Annotated in this window: 16 protein-coding genes; 11 read left to right on the forward strand and 5 right to left on the reverse strand. The window is 72.8% G+C overall.

Annotated elements, in window-relative coordinates; all coding sequences use genetic code 11:
• Nucleotides 1-97 precede the first annotated feature (97 nt).
• From P5G59_RS06265 to P5G59_RS06280, 4 genes are all read left to right on the forward strand, one after another.
• Nucleotides 98-2,074 carry a bifunctional lysylphosphatidylglycerol flippase/synthetase MprF gene (locus tag P5G59_RS06265; protein WP_301217073.1) on the forward strand — a complete coding sequence of 659 codons (1,977 nt, stop codon included), beginning with the start codon at nt 98-100 and terminating at the stop codon, nt 2,072-2,074.
• Nucleotides 2,075-2,109: 35 nt separating this feature from the next.
• A complete protein-coding gene (locus P5G59_RS06270) occupies nt 2,110-2,616 on the forward strand; it encodes a hypothetical protein (protein ID WP_301217074.1) in 507 nt (168 codons plus the stop codon).
• Nucleotides 2,617-2,689: 73 nt separating this feature from the next.
• Entirely contained in the window at nt 2,690-3,922 is a 1,233-nt protein-coding gene (locus P5G59_RS06275; RefSeq protein WP_301217075.1) for an ATP-binding protein, read from the forward strand.
• Between the two features lie 119 nt (nt 3,923-4,041).
• Nucleotides 4,042-5,184, forward strand: a complete 1,143-nt coding sequence (locus P5G59_RS06280) for an epoxide hydrolase family protein (protein WP_301217076.1) — start codon at nt 4,042-4,044, stop codon at nt 5,182-5,184.
• A 9-nt stretch (nt 5,185-5,193) separates the two neighbouring features.
• On the opposite strand, the gene P5G59_RS06285 is transcribed toward P5G59_RS06280, so the two are convergent.
• Together P5G59_RS06285 and P5G59_RS06290 are read right to left on the reverse strand one after the other, a co-directional pair.
• Complete coding sequence (locus tag P5G59_RS06285; protein WP_301217077.1) at nt 5,194-5,718, reverse strand: DUF2127 domain-containing protein; 525 nt, start codon at nt 5,716-5,718, stop codon at nt 5,194-5,196.
• Nucleotides 5,715-6,950: a DNA polymerase domain-containing protein gene (locus P5G59_RS06290; protein WP_301217078.1), complete on the reverse strand. Its 1,236-nt coding sequence runs from the start codon at nt 6,948-6,950 to the stop codon at nt 5,715-5,717. Before P5G59_RS06290 ends, P5G59_RS06285 begins: the two co-directional genes overlap by 4 nt.
• 296 nt (nt 6,951-7,246) lie before the next feature.
• Here P5G59_RS06290 and P5G59_RS06295 point away from each other — a divergent pair, with 296 nt between their 5' ends.
• Genes P5G59_RS06295 through P5G59_RS06315 form a run of 5 tightly spaced genes read left to right on the forward strand, consistent with a single transcriptional unit; the run spans nt 7,247 to nt 13,874 of the window.
• The gene (locus P5G59_RS06295; protein ID WP_301217079.1) at nt 7,247-8,887 is read left to right on the forward strand and encodes an ABC transporter substrate-binding protein; all 1,641 of its coding nucleotides are present in this window, start codon (nt 7,247-7,249) and stop codon (nt 8,885-8,887) included.
• A complete protein-coding gene (locus P5G59_RS06300; RefSeq protein ID WP_301217080.1) occupies nt 8,865-9,878 on the forward strand; it encodes an ABC transporter permease in 1,014 nt (337 codons plus the stop codon). Before P5G59_RS06295 ends, P5G59_RS06300 begins: the two co-directional genes overlap by 23 nt.
• On the forward strand, nt 9,875-10,744 hold the full coding sequence (locus P5G59_RS06305; protein WP_301217081.1) for an ABC transporter permease: 870 nt from the start codon (nt 9,875-9,877) through the stop codon (nt 10,742-10,744). Before P5G59_RS06300 ends, P5G59_RS06305 begins: the two co-directional genes overlap by 4 nt.
• A complete protein-coding gene (locus P5G59_RS06310; protein WP_301217082.1) occupies nt 10,744-12,453 on the forward strand; it encodes a dipeptide ABC transporter ATP-binding protein in 1,710 nt (569 codons plus the stop codon). The genes P5G59_RS06305 and P5G59_RS06310 overlap by 1 nt, the downstream gene beginning before the upstream one ends.
• Complete coding sequence (locus tag P5G59_RS06315) at nt 12,450-13,874, forward strand: NtaA/DmoA family FMN-dependent monooxygenase (RefSeq protein WP_301217083.1); 1,425 nt, start codon at nt 12,450-12,452, stop codon at nt 13,872-13,874. Before P5G59_RS06310 ends, P5G59_RS06315 begins: the two co-directional genes overlap by 4 nt.
• A gap of 87 nt (nt 13,875-13,961) precedes the next feature.
• Here P5G59_RS06315 and P5G59_RS06320 read toward each other — a convergent pair whose 3' ends face one another.
• Entirely contained in the window at nt 13,962-14,324 is a 363-nt protein-coding gene (locus P5G59_RS06320; protein WP_301217085.1) for a UBP-type zinc finger domain-containing protein, read from the reverse strand.
• Nucleotides 14,321-15,610, reverse strand: a complete 1,290-nt coding sequence (locus tag P5G59_RS06325) for an APC family permease (RefSeq protein ID WP_301217087.1) — start codon at nt 15,608-15,610, stop codon at nt 14,321-14,323. Before P5G59_RS06325 ends, P5G59_RS06320 begins: the two co-directional genes overlap by 4 nt.
• 179 nt (nt 15,611-15,789) lie before the next feature.
• Between P5G59_RS06325 and P5G59_RS06330 the strand changes: the two genes are divergently transcribed.
• Nucleotides 15,790-15,912, forward strand: a complete 123-nt coding sequence (locus tag P5G59_RS06330) for a hypothetical protein (RefSeq protein ID WP_301217089.1) — start codon at nt 15,790-15,792, stop codon at nt 15,910-15,912.
• A gap of 80 nt (nt 15,913-15,992) precedes the next feature.
• Here the strand turns inward: P5G59_RS06330 and P5G59_RS06335 are convergent, their stop codons facing one another.
• A complete protein-coding gene (locus tag P5G59_RS06335) occupies nt 15,993-16,682 on the reverse strand; it encodes an SDR family oxidoreductase (RefSeq protein ID WP_301217091.1) in 690 nt (229 codons plus the stop codon).
• Between the two features lie 132 nt (nt 16,683-16,814).
• On the opposite strand from P5G59_RS06335, the gene P5G59_RS06340 reads away from it, so the two are divergent.
• On the forward strand, nt 16,815-17,813 hold the full coding sequence (locus tag P5G59_RS06340; RefSeq protein ID WP_301217093.1) for a LacI family DNA-binding transcriptional regulator: 999 nt from the start codon (nt 16,815-16,817) through the stop codon (nt 17,811-17,813).
• Nucleotides 17,814-17,885 lie beyond the last annotated feature (72 nt).

Genomic DNA, 17,885 nt, shown 5'->3' on the forward strand with positions numbered 1-17,885 from the left:
CACCGCCGGTGGGAGGGGGAGATATCCGCCGACCGGAGGATGCGGTCCAGCCAACCGGGTGACGCGCGCGAGGCGGAGGAGGCGCTGGACTGGCATCATGTCCGTCCAGCTCTCCCGTCTCCTGCGCGCCGCGTCGCGCCTGCCGCTCACGCTCGTCGTCTCGGCGGCCGGCGCGGGCGCCGCGGTCGCGCAGGTCGTCTCGGCCGGGGAGGTCGAGCTCGCGGGCGCTCCGTTCAGCGTCGTCTCCTGGCTCATCCTCATCGGCTCGCTCGCCGCCGCCGAGTGGAGGTTCGGGAGCAGGCGCACGCTGACCGTCGCAGCGCTCGCCACCGCGGTCGGGGTCGTGCTGGGATGGGCGCTGCTGTCCGGGCTCGCGGCGCTGGGCGAGCCGCTGTCCCAGGAGGCCGTCCGGTACCAGGCGTGGACGCCGTCCGTCACGAGCGCCGCGCTCCTCTTCGCCGTCTCCACCACGCTGCGCCCCGCCGCGCGGAGCAGCATGCGCTGGGTCACCGGGACGGCGGTAGTGGCCATGCTGCTCACCAGCGGCCACGCCTCCGACGTGGCGCGGGCCCTCGCGGCGGGCGCCGGTCTCGCAGCCGGCGTCGTCGTGCGGAGGGCGGTGCCGGGGGAGGCGTGGCGCCCCGGCAGCCGCGGCCGCTGGCGCAGCATCCTGGCGTCCTCGCTCGTCGTCGTCGCGAGCGCGGTCGCCCTGGCGTCGGTGACGCCCAACGCGACCGGCGTGCTCGCCTGGACGGGTGCGGTGGTCGACCCCGCGTTCGCGCCCCTCGTCGCCGTGCTGCTCGCGGTGGGCGCCGGCCTGATCCTCACCGGTCGGCTCGTCGGCGTGCTGGTGGGCGGCGGTGCGCTCGTCGTCGTCGCGGTCGCCGCGCTCTCCGGGCTCGTCATCGTCCCGGCGCTCACCGGCGGCATCGACTGGAGCGGGCTAACCGGCGCCGACGCGGAGTGGCAGCTCGTCGCGCTGCTCGCCGGCGGACTCCCCGCGCTGCTCGTGCTGCTGTTCGCGCTCGGCGCCCGCGCGGCCCTTCGCCGGCCCGTCCCGCAGCCGACCGTGGAGGACAGGGAGCGGCTGGCCGCGGTGCTCCGTAGGAGCGGCGACGGCACGTTCGCGCACATGGCGACCTGGGCGGGCAACTCGCTCTGGTTCGATCCGGCCGGCTCCGTGGTCGCCTATCGGGTGCGCGACGGGGTGGCGTTCACCCTTGGCGACCCGGTCGGGCCGCGCCCGGACGAGGCCGCACGCGCGTTCGCCCGGTTCTGCGAGGGCCGCGGCTGGACTCCGGTGTTCTACAGCGTCCACGACGCGGCCGCCGCGGCGCTGGAGCAGGCGGGCTGGACGCGCACGGCGGTCGGCACGGAGGCCGTGGTCGACACCGCCGGCTTCACGCTCTCCGGCCGCAAGCGGCAGGACCTCCGCACCGCCGTCAACCGCGCGGAGCGCGAGGGCATGACCGCGGTCTGGACGACGTACCGCGACTGCGAGCCGGCCGTCCGCGAGCAGATCGACGCCCTCTGCTCCGGATGGGTCGAGGGCAAGCGCCTGCCCGAGATGGGGTTCACCCTCGGCGGCCTGGCCGAGCTCGACGACCCGGCGGTCCGGTTGATGGTCGCGCTCGGGGCCGACGGCCGCGTCCACGCCGTCACCAGCTGGCTGCCGCGGCTGCGCGACGGCGCCCTGGTGGGCTGGACGCTGGATGTGATGCGCCGCGACCGCGCCGGCATGCCCGGGGCGATGGAGTTCGCCATCGTCTCCGCCATCCGCCGGGCGGCCGAGGAGGGCGTGCCGGTGGTGAGCCTCTCCGGGACACCGCTCGCGGCGCACGAGGGCGCGGCGACCGGCCGCATCGCGGGCCGGCTGCGGCGGCTGCTCGAGCCGGCGTACGGATTCGCCTCCCTCGAACGGTTCAAGGCTAAATTCGGCGCGACGCCGGAGCCGCTGTGGATGTGCTTCCCGCAGCCCATGCAGCTCGGCCGGATCGCTCCGGCGCTGCTGCGCGTCTACGTGCCGGACCTGCGGCTGCGCGGGGTCGTCGGCGCGCTGCGGGCCTCGGCGTGACAGGGGCCCGGCCGGTGCGTCGGCGTCGGCCGCTCGTGGCTCTCGCTGCAGGCATCGCGCTCCTGGCCCTGCTGTCCGGCTGCAGCCTCGCGCTGCCTCGGCCGAACGCGCGTGCCGACGACCGTTCCGGCCTCCCGTCGCTGTCGGTCCGCGGGCACAGGATCGAGCCGTTCGAGGTCGTCTACCGCGTCGGCGACAAGACGCGCCGTCCGGCCCGCGAGCACGCCGAGCCGCCCACCATCGAGCTGCGGCAGACGCACCGCCTGCGGATGCGCGTCGTGAGCGGCTACCCGGCAGAGGATCTGCGGGTGGGCACCTTCTCGAGTGCCGACGCCCGCGGCGAGCCGGTCGACGGCGGCGACCAGTTCGACTGCCTCGGCGGCACCGGGTGCATGATCGAGACGCGCGCCGGCAGCGTCCACGTCAGCGTGCCGATCACGCCGTCGGTGCGGCTCGTGATCGTGCGCGAGAGGTTCGAGCTGTCCCGCGGCGCGACACTGGAGGTGGTGTGGCGCTTCCGGACCGCGGCGGCGGGGGACTGACTCACGGCGAGAAGGCGGGGCGGCCACCCCTGATAACTTTACCAACAGTGTGAGCCGTTGATAAACTTATCGCGTGCGAAACGGCCCCAACAACCCCTTCAATCCCGGCTCCGATTCCATCCCGGAGGTCTGGGCGGGGCGGATAGAACAGTTGAGCGACTGGCGGGATGTCGTCCGTCCGCGCAGGGTGGCGGGGCTCCCCGAGCGGGGACGGACGATCCTGGGCGAGCCCGGCCTCGGCAAGTCGGCGCTCGTGCGACGCATCGCGCAGGACGCGCGCAGCAGGGGGGACTGGGTGACGCCGCAGCTGCGCATCCCGTCCGGTGCCGACCCACTGAAGCTGGTGGCGGCCGCCGTGCTCGAGCTCGCTGCGAGTGCCGGTCTCCCGTCGTCTCGCGAACGGCGCATCCGGCAGGCCATCGAGCGGGTCCAGGCCGTCGCCGTGTCGGGCATCTCCCTGACCCTCCGTGCCTCGGACGGACCCGAGCCGTATACCGCGTTGACGGAGCTGCTCGTCGAAGTCGGTCGCGCCGCCATCCACCGCGGCGATGTTCTGGCCCTCATCCACATCGACGAGGTGCAGAACATCACGGACGAGAAGTCCCTCTCGCAACTGCTCATCGCCCTGGGCGATGCGCTGACCTACGAGGTCGACGTCGCCGTCCCCGGCGGAGAGTTCGTCAGCAGGACACTGCCGATCGCGGTCTATCTCACCGGGCTGCCGGATTTCGAAGACATGGCCGGCGCCCGAAAGGGAGCCACCTTCGCGCGTCGCTTCAAGACCACGACCCTCGCGCCGCTCGCCGACGACGATCTGGCCGAGGCACTGCAGCCGTTCGTCCTCGAGGGCTGGGAGGTCGCGGACGGCGATGGCGGGACCGCTCGGGTCCGCATGGACCCGGCCGCTGCAGCGACCATCATCCAGGTCTGCTGCGGAGAACCGTTCCTGTTCCAGTTGGCGGGCGAGCAGGCGTGGTACGCAGGCAGGGGCGACACGATCAGTGCCGACGAGGTCCGCTCCGGCTGGCGGGGCGCGCAGCGCGAGGCGACGGCCCATGTCGAGAGGATCCTCGAACGTCTGCCCGGCCGCGAGCGGCAGTTCCTCGACGAGATGGCGCAGCTCCCGCCCGCCGAACGATCGCTCACGCAGATCGCCGCGGCCATGGGGCTGGCCAAGCCGACGGATGCCGGCCCGACGTCACAGCGATTGGACACCGTGCGAGGGATCATCGAGCGCGGACGCCCGTATTCGTTCCGGCACCGGGCCGTCGAGGCCTACCTCACCAGCGATTGGCCGGCGATCTGACCGTTCGGGACGCTCCGGTGCCCCATCCTCACCGTACCGTCGCCCCGGGGGCTTGCCGCAAGGGGGCGGGGGCCGGGAAGAATGGCAGGCCTCACGACATCCCCGCAGAAGGAGACCGCTTGTCCGAGACCCGGGCCACGACCGACGCAGCATCCCGCCCCGAACCGTTCCACCTGCACCTGCCCGACGAGGTGCTCGCCGACCTCCGGCAGCGGCTGGAGCGCACCCGCTACCTCCCGCCCACCGACGTCGGCCGTCCCGCGGGCCTCGGCGGACCGCGGCTGAAGGAGCTGGTGGACTCCTGGCTCGCGTTCGACTGGCGGGCGGAGGAGGCGAGGCTGGCGGGCTACGAGCAGTTCGCGGCGACGGTCCGCGGGCACCGCATCCACTTCGTCCGCGTGCGCCCGGCCCGGTCGGCCGAGCGTGTCGTCCCGCTGCTCCTGCTGCACGGCTGGCCGAGCGCGTTCACCGAGTACCTGCCGCTGGCGGACGCGCTCGCAGCGTTGGCGGCCGACGACCTCGCCTTCGACATCGTCGTGCCGTCGCTGCCCGGCTTCGTCTTCTCCGAGCTGCCGGAGGGGCCCCTCACACGTGCTGCCATCGCCGAGGACCTGCACGAGCTAATGACGGTCGTGCTCGGGTTCGACCGCTACGGCGCGTTCGGCGGCGACATCGGAGGGGCCGCCGCGGGCTGGCTGGGCGCGCTGCACCCGGAGGCGATCGTCGGCCTCCAGCTGATCCATCCGCCGTTCCCGGCCGACGACAGCCCGCAGGACGACCGGGAGGCCGCCTACCTGGACGCGCTCGCCGAGTACGACGAGGAGGACGGCGGCTACAGCGCGATGATGGGCACGCGTCCGGACACCATCGCGGCCGCGCTGGCCGACTCGCCCGCCGGCCTGCTGGCGTGGATCGCCGACAAGTGGGACGACTGGGCCGACGGCGGGCTGGCGGCGGTCGAGCCCGCCGACCTCTTCCGCGTCGCCACGCTTTACTGGGCGACGGGGACGATCGCGACCTCGTTCCGGCAGTACTTCGACTGGTCGTTCAACGAGCCGCGCGCGGCGGTCGCCGCCCCGACCGCGCTGCTGCTCAGCCGCGAACCGTGGCTGGAGGGCTTCCCCCGCTCGCTGGCGGAGCGCGCCGTGACCGACCTCCGCAGCGTCGAGGTCGCGGGGGCGGGCGGCCACTTCATGGCGCTGGAGGAGCCCGAGCGCACGGCGGAGGCCGTGCGGGGGTTCTTCGCCGGGCTCGCCGACTAGGGTTCGTGTCTAGGCCTCGCGCGGCTGGGGGCGCCGGAAGACCCAGGCGACGGTCTGGCGCCAGGTGGTCCGGAGCTCCCTGCCGCGGCGCCACTCCCGCCAGGTGAGCCAGATGATGACCGCGTCGAGCACCGTGAGCACGGCGACCGCGACGGACGGCCGCACGATGAGCTCGTACAGCTGGAAGGCGAGGAACGCGCCGAGCGCCGCCATCGCCCACGGGTAGATGCGGCGGGTCCCGACCAGCAGCGCCACCACGATCGCCAGCTTCACCAGGCCGTGGAGGAGCAGGTAGGCGGCGACGAACCAGACCGAGCGACCGTGCAGGTGGGCGGCGCCGTGCACCACCAGGTTGGCGACCAGATCGTGCGGGTCCTCCGCCAGCTCGCGGGCGGTCACCCGCTCGGCGGCCCGCTGCACCTGCCCGGGCGTCACGAACAGCAGCACCGCGCCGCCGACCAGCTCGAGCAGCCCGTCGAGGCCCTTGAACAGGACTCCGATGAGGAACACGAGGTCGAGGACGCGCTCCTTCACGGCCGGCCGGCCCACTCCCGGCCGGCCCACGGGTCGTAGTCGGCCACGAGCGCCTCCTGCTCGGGGCGCTCCGCCTCGGGAACGTGCTGCAGGTTCACCCGCACGCGGTACCAGAGCGAGCTCGACCCGCGCATGCCGTCGACCAGCTCGTCGGCGGGACTGAGGTGCTCCACGACGCCGGGATGCGCCGCCTTCCAGCGCTCGAGCGCCTCCACCGCCTCGGGCTTGGTCCGGGTGCGGGCCACCTCGACGAGCGGCATGGTCGAGACCCGGCGGCCGGCGCCGTCACCCGCGCGCGGCGGCTTCTCCGCCGGTCCGAGCTCGCGGGCGAGGGCGAGCAGGCCGTCGAGCGAGCCGACGGCGTCGTCGATGCCGGCGTGGGGGTCGCCGCGTTCGGCGAAACGCTCCAGCACGGTCGGCACGGTGAACTCCTCCGGCCTGCGGGAGCGCACCTCGTCCCAGTCGAGCGGCGTCGAGACCCGCGCGTCGGGCAGCGGGCGGATGGAGTAGGCCGACGCGACCGTCCTGTCCTTCGCGTTCTGGTTGAAGTCGACGAAGACGCTCTCGCCGCGCTCCTCCTTCCACCAGCGCGCCGTCGCCAGCCCGGGCGCGCGGTTCTCCACCTCGCGCGCCAGCGTCTCCGCCGCCAGGCGCACGTCGGAGAAGCCCCACTCCGGGCGGATGCGGACCAGGATGTGCAGCCCGCGCGAGCCGCTCGTCTTGGGCCAGCCGACCAGCCCGTTGTCCTCGAGCACCTCGCGGGCGACGAACGCCACGTCGACGATCTGCGACCAGTCGACGCCGGGCATCGGGTCGAGGTCGACGCGCAGCTCGTCCGGATGGTCCAGATCCTCCGCGCGGACGGCGTGCGGGTTGAGGTCGAGACAGCCGAGGTTCGACACCCAGGCGAGGCCCGCGGCGTCGCGCAGCACCGCCTCCTCCGCCGAGGTCCCGCTCGCGTAGCGCAGGGTCGCCGTGCCGACGTACGGCGGGTGGTTCTCGGGCACGCGCTTCTGGAAGAACGGCTCCTGCCCGAGCCCCTTGGCGAAGCGCTTCAGCACCATCGGCCGTCCGCCCGCGCCGCGGAGCGCGCCGTCGGCGACCGCGACGTAGTAGTTCGCGAGGTCCAGCTTGGTCAGCCCCACCTCCGGGAACACGACCTTGTCGGGATGCGAGACACGGACCTCCTGGTCCCCCGCCTCCACGAACGCCTCTGCCCTCGCCGCACTCATGCCGCCACGCTAACCGGCAACCGCCTCCCGGGCCAGTGCCGCCGACATGCTCACGGTTCGGTCGGAGATTCGGCCGTTCAACCTGCGAATCTCCGACGTCAGCCGGCCCAGCAGGAGATTCGAACGTTCGACTGCTGATGAAGGGAGGCCGCGACCCGCGACTACCGCCACCCGGCGCCGCTGGCAAGCGCGTGTGACCGCGCATGACGCCCGCGAAACAGTAGGTCATCCGAGGTCGACCCCGGTTGCGGATTCCAGGATTCTGATGCGCACCCCCGATGCCTCAAGGAGTCCCCATGCGTTCCCGTACCTCCCGTTCCCTCGGCGCCGCGGCCGTCGTCCTGACCGGCGCGCTCGCGCTGTCGGCCTGCGCCTCCGGTTCCGACGCCGCGAGCGGCGGCGGCCAGAAGGTCACCGGCGGCACCATCGTCTACGCCCACCAGCAGGAGCCGGCCTGCGTCTTCGGCGGCTGGATCGAGCAGGCGTACCTGTCGTACCAGGTGCTCGACAACCTCACCTCCCTCGACGAGGACCACAAGGTGGTCCCGTGGCTCGCGACCTCCTGGAAGCAGTCCCCCGACGGCCTCACCTGGACCTTCGACCTCAAGAAGGGCGTGAAGTTCACCGACGGGACGCCGCTCACCGCCGCGGCCGTCGCCTACAACTTCGACTACTGGGTCAAGGGAGGCAACAGCACCGCCAAGGTCTGGCTCGACGGTTACTACAAGGACGCCAAGGCCGTCGACGACACGACCCTCCAGGTGGACCTCTCCCGCCCCTACCCGCGGCTCGCCGACAACCTGACCCAGGGCTACTTCGGCATCCAGTCGCAGCACGCGCTGGAGACGCGCACGAAGGAGCAGAACTGCGAGGCGCCGATCGGCTCGGGCGCCTTCATCGTGGACAAGTGGAACCGCGGGCAGGACATCATCCTGAAGAAGAACAAGGGCTACACCTCGCCGCCCGCGAACGCGAAGCACACCGGCCCCGCCTACGTGGACGAGATCGACTGGAAGTTCGTCGCCGACCCGACCACCCGCGTCGCCGCGTTGCAGGGCGGCCAGGTCGACGCGATCTACGACGTGCCGGCCGTGCAGTGGAACACGCTGAAGTCCGGCGGCTACCAGCTGGAGAAGTACGTCACCGCCGGCCGCCCGCAGCAGATCTCGTTCAACACGCAGCAGGGACCGTTCACCGACGAGAAGGTGCGTCAGGCCTTCGCCTACAGCCTCGACCGCAAGCAGATCGTCGACACGATCGGGCGTGGCGTCATCCCGTTCGAGGGCAACGGCGGAGTCAGCCAGACCACGCCGGGTTACAGCGAGAAGGCGGCCGGCTGGTACAGCCAGGACGTCAAGAAGGCGAACGCGCTGCTGGATGCCGCCGGCTGGACCCGCAGCGGCAGCACCGGAGTCCGCGAGAAGAACGGCACGAAGCTGACCGTCTCGCTGCCGTACGGCGCCGGCTCGATCATCAACGCCGACGGCGCCGCGATCCTGCAGGGGGTGAAGGAGCAGGCCGACAAGGTCGGCTTCGACGTGAAGCTGGTGCCGGTGCCGCAGAGCGAGTTCTTCTCGGGCAAGTACGCGGCACCCGACACGCACGACCTCGCCGCCGGCTACTGGACCGCGGTCACCGCGGGCATCCTCTACATCAACTGGCGCCCGTCCACCCCGGACGACCCCAATTACTCGAACGCCGCGTTCTACAACGACAAGACGCTCGAGCAGTACATCCTCGACGGCAACTCGGCGTCGACCGTCGACGCCCAGAACGCCTCCTACGAGAAGGCGCAGGACTACATCGCCGAGCACGCCCTGGCGATCGGCGTCTACGACCGGCTGAGCACCCTGGCGGTCGCGACCAAGCTCCACGGCGTCTGGCAGGAGCACGCACAGGGAGGACCGACGTTCTATGACGCCTACTTCGTCAAGTGAGCTGACCGCGGGGCCGATCGCGCAGAACGCGATCCGGCCCCGCCGGGCCCGCACCGTCGGCGTCACGATCCTCCGCAAGGTGGGCGCCGCCCTGGTCGTGCTGTGGGGCGCCGCGACCGTCGCGTTCTTCGCGCAGCTGGCGCTGCCGGGGGACAGGGCGACGACCATCCTGAACATCCGGGCCGGCCAGGCGCAGGCCAGGACGCCGGAGGAGCTGGCGCAGATCAACCAGCAGTACGGCCTCACCCGCCCGGTGATCGTGCAGTACGTCGACTACCTGCGCGGGCTGGTCTCTGGCGACTTCGGCACCTCGTACCAGCAGTATCGGCCGGTGACGGCGATCATCGGCGAGCAGCTGGGCGCGACGCTCACGCTGTCGCTGACCGCGATCGCGTTCGCGTGGCTGATCATGGTGGTCTGGGTGACCCTGACGGCCGGCCGCGGTCCGCGCGTCGGCGGGGTCGGCTCGACGGTGGATGTGGTGACCGCGGGCCTTCCCGCCTACTGGCTCGGCATCATCCTGCTGCTGGTGTTCGGCCTCGGGCTGCACTGGTTCCCCATCATCAGCGGCACCTCGCCCGCCGGGATCGTGCTGCCCGCGCTGACCCTCGCCATCCCGCTGGCCGGGTTCATGTCGCAGAGCGTCCGCTCCGAGTTCGAGCGGTCGCTGGAGCAGCCGTTCGTGCTCTCGGCGCGGATGCGCGGGATGGGCGAGTGGGGCATCCGGCTCCGGCACGTGCTCCGGCACGCGGTCATCCCCGCGGTGACCCTGTCGGGCTGGGCGCTCGGCGCGACCCTGTCGGGTGCGGTGATCGTGGAGTCGATCTTCTCCCGTCCGGGTATCGGCTCGGTGCTCGTCGCCGCCGTCAACTCGCAGGACCTCCCGGTCGTCACCGGGATCGTCACCCTCGTCGCGGTCGTCTACGTCGCGGCGAACCTCATCGTGGACGTCGTCTACACCGTCATCGACCCCCGGCTGGAGCTGACATGACCGCCCTCGGAACGCCGCCGGTCGCGGCGCCCCGCACCACCGCCCTCGGTGCGCGCCTCGCGCGGGCGCCGTGGGGGCTGTACCTCGCGATCGCCTTCGCCGCGCTACTGCTGGTCGCCGTCGTCGCCCCGCAGGCGCTGACGACCCACCTCCCGACAGCGATCGACTACCAGGCCGCGCTGCAGCCGCCGAGCCTCGCGCATCCGTTCGGCACCGACGAGTCGGGCCGCGACCTCTACACGCGCGTCGTCTGGGGCGCCCGCGACTCGCTCACGATCGGGCTCGGCGCGGCGGCGGTCGGCGTCGGCCTCGCGCTCATCCTGGGCACGCTCGCCGCGCTGGGCGTCAAGCCGGTGGCCGTCGTGATCGACCGGTTCGTGGAGATCCTGTTCGCCTTCCCGGCGCTGCTGCTCGCCCTGCTGCTCATCGCGATCGCCGGGCCCAGCGCGGCGACGCAGGTGCTCGCGGTCGGGATCGGGACGGCGCCCGGCTACGCCCGCATGATCCGCGGGCAGATCCTCGGCGCGCGCGACTCGGGCTACGTCGAGGCCGCGACCGCGCTCGGGCACTCGCGCTGGCGGATCGTTCGCGCCCACATCCTGCCGAACGCCCTGCGCCCGCTGGTCGCGGTGTTCGCGCTGTCGATCGGGCAGTCGATCGTGTGGGCGTCGAGCCTGTCGTTCCTCGGGCTCGGCGTCGCGCCGCCCGCGTCGGAGTGGGGAGCGCTGCTCGACGCCGGCCGGCAGTACCTGACGACCGCCTGGTGGCTGGTCGTCATCCCCGGACTCGTGATCGTCGCCGTGGCTCTCGCCGCGACGACCATCGGCCGGCACATCCAGGCGCGCCTGGAGAAGGGAGAGCGGTGATGAGCATCGTCGAACGCGACGCCGACGGGATCGTGGAGCAGCTGGACTGGCCGGCGACGCGCCTGCGCGTCCGCAACCTGCGCACGTCATTCCGGGTGGACGGCGTGCAGCGTCCCGTGGTCCACGGCGTGAGCTTCGACCTGCGGCCGGGGGAGTGCGTGGCGATCGTCGGCGAGTCCGGGTCGGGCAAGTCGGTCACGGCGCGCTCGCTCGTCGGGCTCGCCGGGCGGTCGGCGACCGTGCAGGCGGACGAGCTGAGCATCCACCACGAGGACGTCCGCGGCTTCACAGCGCGGCAGTGGAAACGAATCCGCGGGCGCGACCTCGGCTTCGTGCTCCAGGACGCGCTGGTCTCGCTCGACCCGCTGCGGCCTGTCGGCCGCGAGATCGAGGAGGCGCTGCGCCTGCACGGCTGGGGCGACAGGAAGGCGCGCCGCGAGCGCGTGCTCGACCTGCTTGCGCGCGTCGGCGTCCCGTTCCCCGCGGTGCGGGCGAAGCAGCGTCCCGACCAGCTCTCCGGCGGCCTGCGCCAGCGCGCCCTGATCGCCTCGGCGATCGCGCTCGATCCGGACATCGTGATCGCCGACGAGCCCACCACCGCCCTCGACGTCACCGTGCAGGCGCAGGTGCTCGACCAGCTGGAGCGGATGAAGGAGCGCGGCGCCTCGGTCGTGCTCATCAGCCACGACCTGTCCGTCGTCGCCCGGCTGGCCGACCAGATCCTGGTCATGCGCGGCGGCGAGGTGCTGGAGCAGGGCACGGCCGCACAGGTGCTCGGCGACCCGCAGCACGAGTACACCCGGGCGCTGATCGCCGCGGTGCCGAGCGAGTCCACCCGCGGGCACGCGCTCACCCCGGGAGCCGCCGCGCTGCCCGCGAAGCCCGAGCCCGGCGCGGTCGTGCTCACCGCGACGGACCTGGTGAAGCGGTTCCACACCTCCGACGGGACCGTGACCACCGCGGTCGACCACGTCTCCTTCGACCTCCGGGCGGGCGAGACGCTGGGCATCGTCGGCGAGTCCGGATCGGGCAAGAGCACGACAGCGCGCCTCGCGCTCGGGCTCGAGTCGCTCGACGGCGGCGCCGTGACCCTGCTCGACCGGCCGTGGGCTCCGCTGCCGGAGGCGCGCCGGCGTGAGCTGCGCAGCCGCATCGCCGTCGTCTACCAGGACCCGCTCAGCTCCTTCGACCCGCGCTGGACGGTGGAGCGCATCCTGAGCGATGCCCTCCGTTCCGAGCGTTTCGCGACACCCGGCGATCGCCGTGCGCGCATCGTCGGGCTGCTCGCGCAGGTCGGCCTGCCCGAGAGCGTGCTGCCGCGGTTCCCGCTGACGCTCTCCGGCGGTCAGCGGCAGCGGGTTGCCATCGCCCGGGCGCTCGCGCCCCGCCCCGACGTGATCGTGCTCGATGAGGCCGTGTCGGCGCTGGATGTCACCATCCAGGCGCAGATCCTCGACCTGCTCGCCGTACTGCAACGGGAGTCGGGCGTCGCCTATCTCTTCATCTCCCACGACCTCGGTGTGATCAGCCACCTCAGCGACCGCGTGCTCGTGATGAAGGACGGCGTGGTGGTCGAGGAGGGGACGCCGCAGGACGTGTTCGAGCGCCCGCAGCACGCCTATACTCGTGCCCTGATCGCCGCCATCCCGGAGTTCGACCCGCGGGCCGTCGCGGCCGCATCCACCCCCGAAAGCGAGACCGCCGCATGAGCGAGCCGAAGCAGCTGTTCGTCAACCTGTTCGAGATGGCCTGCGTGAGCCACATCACGCACGGGTTGTGGCCACTGCCCGGCAACAACCGGGAGCGGTTCGCCGACCTCGACTACTGGCTGGAGCTGGCGCAGCTGCTGGAGGACGGCGGCTTCGACGGCATCTTCCTGGCCGACGTGATCGGGGCGTACGACGTGTTCCGCGGCGGACCGGAGACCGCGCTGAGGGAGGGACTGCAGAGCCCGAACCTCGACCCGCTGCTGCTCGTGCCCGCCATGGCCGCGGTCACCGAGCGGCTCGGCTTCGGCGTCACCTTCTCGACGACCTACGAGCCGCCGTTCGCGTTCGCCCGGCGCATGTCCACGCTCGACCACCTCACCAAGGGCCGCATCGGCTGGAACATCGTGACCTCGTACCTGCCGAACGCCGCGCGCAACTTCGGCCTCGACGGGGAGGTTCCGCACGACGTCCGCTACCGCTACGCCGACGAGTACCTCGACGTGCTCTACAAGCTGTGGGAGGGGTCGTGGGACGACGACGCCGTGGTCGCCGACCGCGCGTCCGGCGTCTTCACCGACCCGTCGAAGGTGCGGTACATCGACCACGTCGGAGAGCGGTTCCGCGTCGCAGGTCCCCACATCGTCCACCCGTCGGTGCAGCGCACGCCCACCCTGTTCCAAGCGACCGGGTCGCCCGCGGGCATCGAGTTCGCCGGCCGGCACGCGGAGGTTGTCTTCACCGGAGGCCGCACGAGCGACGAGTTCCGCCGCAACGCCGACGGGATGCGGGATGCGGCAGAGCGGCACGGCCGGGAGCGCGACGACATCCGGTTCATCGCCATGGCCGGGGTGATCGTCGGGCGCACGCAGGAGGAGGCCGAGGACAAGTGGCGGCTCTACCGCGAGCACGCCAGTCTCGACGGCATCCTCGCGCACAGCAGCCTGCCGGTCGACCTGACCGCGTTCCCGCGCGACATCACCGTGCGGGAGGCGCTCGCCCGCGCCGACTTCCCCGCGTCGAAGGTGCCCTACCTGCCGCTCGACACGACCGTCGGCGCCGCGCTCGACTTCATCAAGCAGGGCCGAGACGAGCGCTTCCTCGTGGTCGGAGACCCGAAGACGGTCGCCGACGAGATCGAGCGCTGGCTCGACGAGGACGGCCTCGACGGCATCAACCTACGCCAATACCACTCGTTCGATACGGCCCGCGACTTCGCCGAGCTGGTCGTCCCGGAGCTGCGTCGCCGCGGCCGCCTGCCGCAGGAGGGCGAGGTCTCGGGCACACTGCGTGAGCGGCTCTTCGGCGCCGGCCGCAGCCGCCTGCCCGAGCGGCACATCGGCGCGCGGTACCGGGGCGGGGCGAACCTCGACGCCCCAGTGGAACCCCTCCGCCTCGACTTCGAGCACGCCGCCTCGTTCTGACCCGCCCGCGACTGCGGCCGTTTGGAACGTCTGCGCCTGCGCGCGCAGCCGCAGATGTTCCGAACGGCCGCAGTCGCGGTTGGGACGCTAGGCCCGCTCCTGCAGCAGGCGCTGCCAATCGCGCGGCACGCGGTCGGCCGGGCCAGGGACGGTCTGGTCGAGGGGGTGGCTGTGCGGCGCGGCGAGCTCGGGACCGGTGGCGAAGGCCTGCGTGCGGTAGTCCCAGTACCAGTCCTCGCCCGGCTCGAAGCTCTGGATGAGCGGATGCCCGGTCGCCGCGGCGTGCTTGGTCGCGTGCGTGTTCAGGGAGTCGTCGCAGCAGCCGACGTGGCCGCACTCCGCGCAGCGCCGCAGGTGCACCCACCAGCTGCCCGTCCGGCCGCACTCGACGCATCCTGGACCCGACGGCGGGACGCTCGGGTCGATCCCCTCCACCTGCTGCGCGCTCATCCTTCTCCTCCGTGCCCTCCTCCGGTCGCGCGGGCGGCGAACCGCAGTCGCACGAAACGGTAGCCGATCCCGACGGCGACCACCACGACCCCGGCCCCGATCGCGCCGGGCGGCAGCGTCGCCACCAGCACGACGCAGCCGATCGCGCCGGCCACGGCGAGGACGCGCGGGTAGCGCCGGTGCGCGCGGTCCTGCGTCCACGCGGAGAGGTTCGCGATGAGGTAGTAGAGCAGCACGCCGAACGACGAGAAGCCGATCGCGGCGCGCAGGTCGGTGACGGCGACGAGCACGCAGACGACGAGTCCGAGCACCAGTTCGGCCCGGTACGGCACCCGGAATCGCGGGTGCACGGCCGAGAACCACCCCGGGATGTCGCGGTTGCGCGCCATCGCGAGGCTGGTGCGTCCGATTCCGGCGATCATGGCGAGCAGCGCACCGAGGGCGGCCGCCGCCGCGCCGACCCGGATGACGCCGCCCGGCCACGCGGTGCCGGAGGTGTCCGCGACCGCGGTCAGGGGCGCGGCGACCTGGGCGAGCCCGGCGGCGCCGATCGCGTGCAGCGCCGATAGGGCGACGAGGGCGTACACGACGAGCGTGATCGAGAGCGCGGTCGTGATCGCTCGCGGGATGGTGCGGGCCGGATCCACCACCTCCTCGCCCATCGTCGCCACGCGCGCGTAGCCGGCGAACGCGAAGAACAGGAACCCCGCCGACTGCAGCACGCCGTACGCGCTCACGGCCGGTCCCGGCTCCCCGGCGCTCGCCGCGGTGTGCGTGAACCCGACGACGACGGCCACGGTCAGCGCGACCAGCGAGACGGCGACCAGGATGCGCGTCAGCAGCGCGGTGCGCGTGACGCCGAGCGTGTTGACCACGGTGAGCGCGGCGACGGCGATCACCGCCACCGGCTTCACCCACGGCCCGGGCACGGCATACGTCGCAAAGGTCAGGGCCATGGCCGCGGAGCTCGCGGTCTTGCCGATCACGAACGACCAGCCGGCGAAGAACCCCGGCCACTCGCCCAGCCGCTCTCGGCCGTACACGTACGTCCCGCCCGAGGTCGGGTACTGTGCGGCGAGCTGCGCCGACGAGGTCGCGTTGCAGAAGGCGATGAAGCCGGCGACCAGCAGTCCGATCAGCAGGCCGGCGCCGGCCGCCGCGGCTGCGGGCGAGAACGCCGAGAAGACGCCCGCGCCGATCATCGAGCCGAGGCCGATCGCGATCGCGTCGCCGAGGCCGAGGCGCCGTGCGAGCGCGCCGTCCGGGGTCGGTGATGCCGTGGTCACGGGTTCGTGGGCCTTCTTCCGTGTCGTCGTCTCGCGATGGAGCAGCGGGGGATGCTGCTGCTCGCCGGTCGCAGTGTAAGGCAGCGCGGTGACGAAGACGTGTCGCGTCGACCGCCCTGGACGGGCGCGGCGCGACGGCGTACCGTCCGCGCGGTCAGGACAGAACGGAAGGAACACGCATGAGCGACGAGAAGGACCGCCCCGACGCCGATGAGCTGCCCGACGGCTCCGGCTCGGACGGCAGCGCCCCCGAGCCCGGCGAGGACACCGTCTCGGGCGGCGGCCCCGACGAGCACAAGTAACCCCATCGAGTACGCGAAGACTGCACGTTTCCGGTCTCCGGGCGTGCAGTCTTCGTGTACTCGATGGTGGGTGGAGGGCGTCAGCGGCGGTGGAAGGGGCGCACGCTGAGGGACTCGATGGTGCCGGTCGGCGGGAGGTCGACGGCGGTGCGCACCGTGGCGGCGACCATCTCGGGGGTGATCGTGTAACGGGCGTCGTAGTCGTGGCCCTCCCGGGCGACGAGGGCGCGCTGCATGTCGGTGTCCACGCGGCCGGGGTGGATGCTGGTGACGCGCACGCCGTTCGGCCGCTCCTCCTCGCGCAGGGCGTCGGTGAGGGCGCGGAGGGCGAACTTCGAGCCGGCGTAGACCCCGCCGCCTTGGCCGCTCGCCAGCCCGGAGCCGCTGTTGATCGCCACCACCAGACCGCCCGCGGCGCGCAGCGCGGGGAGCGCGCAGCGGGTGAGTACCGCGACGGCGAAGACGTTGGCCGCGAAGACGTGCTCCCAGGTCGCCGCGTCGGTCTCGGCGATGGTGCCGCCGTCCTCCACCCCTGCCGAGTGCACGAGCACGTCGAGCCGGTCGGGCAGCGGCGGGAGGGTCTCGCCGGTCAGGTCGGCGACGAGGTCGGCCACGTACGGCTCGGCCGACGGCAGCTCGGCGACGACCGCGGCCACGGTGTCGGCGTCGCGTCCGCCGACCAGGATGTGGTGCGTCCGGCCGAGGTCGGCGGCGATCGCGCGGCCGATCCCGCGCGAGGCTCCGGTCACGAGGGCAACGGGTCTGTCCATCCCTCGACCCTACGCGCCCGCGTCGGACGGCCGTGATTCGTGCCGAATGAGCGCTATTCGGCGCGAATAACGCTCATTCGGCACGAATCGCGCACGGCCGGGGCCCCACGCGGCGTGCCCTAGGGTGTGGATGTGCAGGCAGAGGGACGCGCGCCGGGCGTGCGGGAGGTCGCGGCGGCGGCCGGCGTGTCCCGGCAGACGGTGTCGCGGGTGCTCAACGACCACGCGAGCATCCGCCCGGAGACCCGCGCCCGGGTGCTGGCGGCGATGGAGGAGCTCGACTTCCGGCCCAACCGCGCCGCCCGGATGCTGACCACCGCGCGGTCGCGCACGATCGGCGTGCTCGCGTCGTCCGCCTCCTCGCTCTTCGGCCCGGCCTCGAGCATCGACGCGGTGGAGGACGCCGCGCGCGAGGTCGGCTACGCCGTGACCGTGGCGCACGCCGCCTCCCTCGAGCCGTTCGACCTCGGCGCCGCGCTCGACCACCTGCGCGCGCAGGCCGTCGAGGGGGTCGTGGTGATCGCTCCGCAGCAGCGGGTCCAGGATGCGATGGCGCACCTGGCCCTGACGGTCCCGTCGGTCACCCTGCACGGAGCAGGGGATGCCGCCGACGAGGGCGTCTTCGTCGACCAGCTGCGCGGAGCGCGCCTGGCGACGCGCCACCTGCTCGAGCGCGGCCACCGCCGTATCGCGCACCTCGCCGGTCCCGGCGACTGGTCGGAGGCGCGGGCGAGGCGCGAGGGCTTCCTGGCGGAGATGGAGGCCGCGGGCGCCGACGCGGTCGTGTCGCGGGAGGGCGACTGGACGGCCGCGTCCGGCGCCGAGATCGGCGCCGAGCTGGTGGCCGATGCGTCCATCACGGCCGTGTTCGCGTCCAACGACCAGCTCGCGCTCGGCGTGCTGCATGCGGCCAGGCTCGCCGGCCGCGACGTGCCGGGCGACCTCGCCGTGGTCGGGTTCGACGACATCCCGGAGGCCGCGTTCTTCGCGCCGCCGCTGACGACCGTGCGGCAGGAGTTCGCCGAGCTGGGCCGCCGCTGCGTCGCCCGGCTCGTGGCGTTGATCGAGGGCGGCGACCTCGCGTTCGAGGAGCCGGTGGCGCCGGTGCTGGTGGTGCGCGAGTCGTCCTGAGCGCTGGACGGCGACGATGCGCAGGGCCCCGACTGGCGCGACCTCCCGCCCCTGACGTATGCTCGCAGCACA

This window comes from Leifsonia virtsii (genome assembly GCF_030433675.1).
Classification (GTDB): Bacteria; Actinomycetota; Actinomycetes; order Actinomycetales; family Microbacteriaceae; genus Leifsonia; species Leifsonia virtsii.

Coding starts and splice junctions, on each gene's coding strand:
- P5G59_RS06300 (WP_301217080.1), top strand. CDS start 8,865: ATGACGCCTACTTCGTCAAGTGAGCTGACCGCGGGGCCGATCGCGCAG.
- P5G59_RS06335 (WP_301217091.1), bottom strand. CDS start 16,682: ATGGACAGACCCGTTGCCCTCGTGACCGGAGCCTCGCGCGGGATCGGC.
- P5G59_RS06305 (WP_301217081.1), top strand. CDS start 9,875: ATGACCGCCCTCGGAACGCCGCCGGTCGCGGCGCCCCGCACCACCGCC.
- P5G59_RS06315 (WP_301217083.1), top strand. CDS start 12,450: ATGAGCGAGCCGAAGCAGCTGTTCGTCAACCTGTTCGAGATGGCCTGC.
- P5G59_RS06310 (WP_301217082.1), top strand. CDS start 10,744: ATGAGCATCGTCGAACGCGACGCCGACGGGATCGTGGAGCAGCTGGAC.
- P5G59_RS06320 (WP_301217085.1), bottom strand. CDS start 14,324: ATGAGCGCGCAGCAGGTGGAGGGGATCGACCCGAGCGTCCCGCCGTCG.
- P5G59_RS06330 (WP_301217089.1), top strand. CDS start 15,790: ATGAGCGACGAGAAGGACCGCCCCGACGCCGATGAGCTGCCCGACGGC.
- P5G59_RS06295 (WP_301217079.1), top strand. CDS start 7,247: ATGCGTTCCCGTACCTCCCGTTCCCTCGGCGCCGCGGCCGTCGTCCTG.
- P5G59_RS06290 (WP_301217078.1), bottom strand. CDS start 6,950: ATGAGTGCGGCGAGGGCAGAGGCGTTCGTGGAGGCGGGGGACCAGGAG.
- P5G59_RS06265 (WP_301217073.1), top strand. CDS start 98: ATGTCCGTCCAGCTCTCCCGTCTCCTGCGCGCCGCGTCGCGCCTGCCG.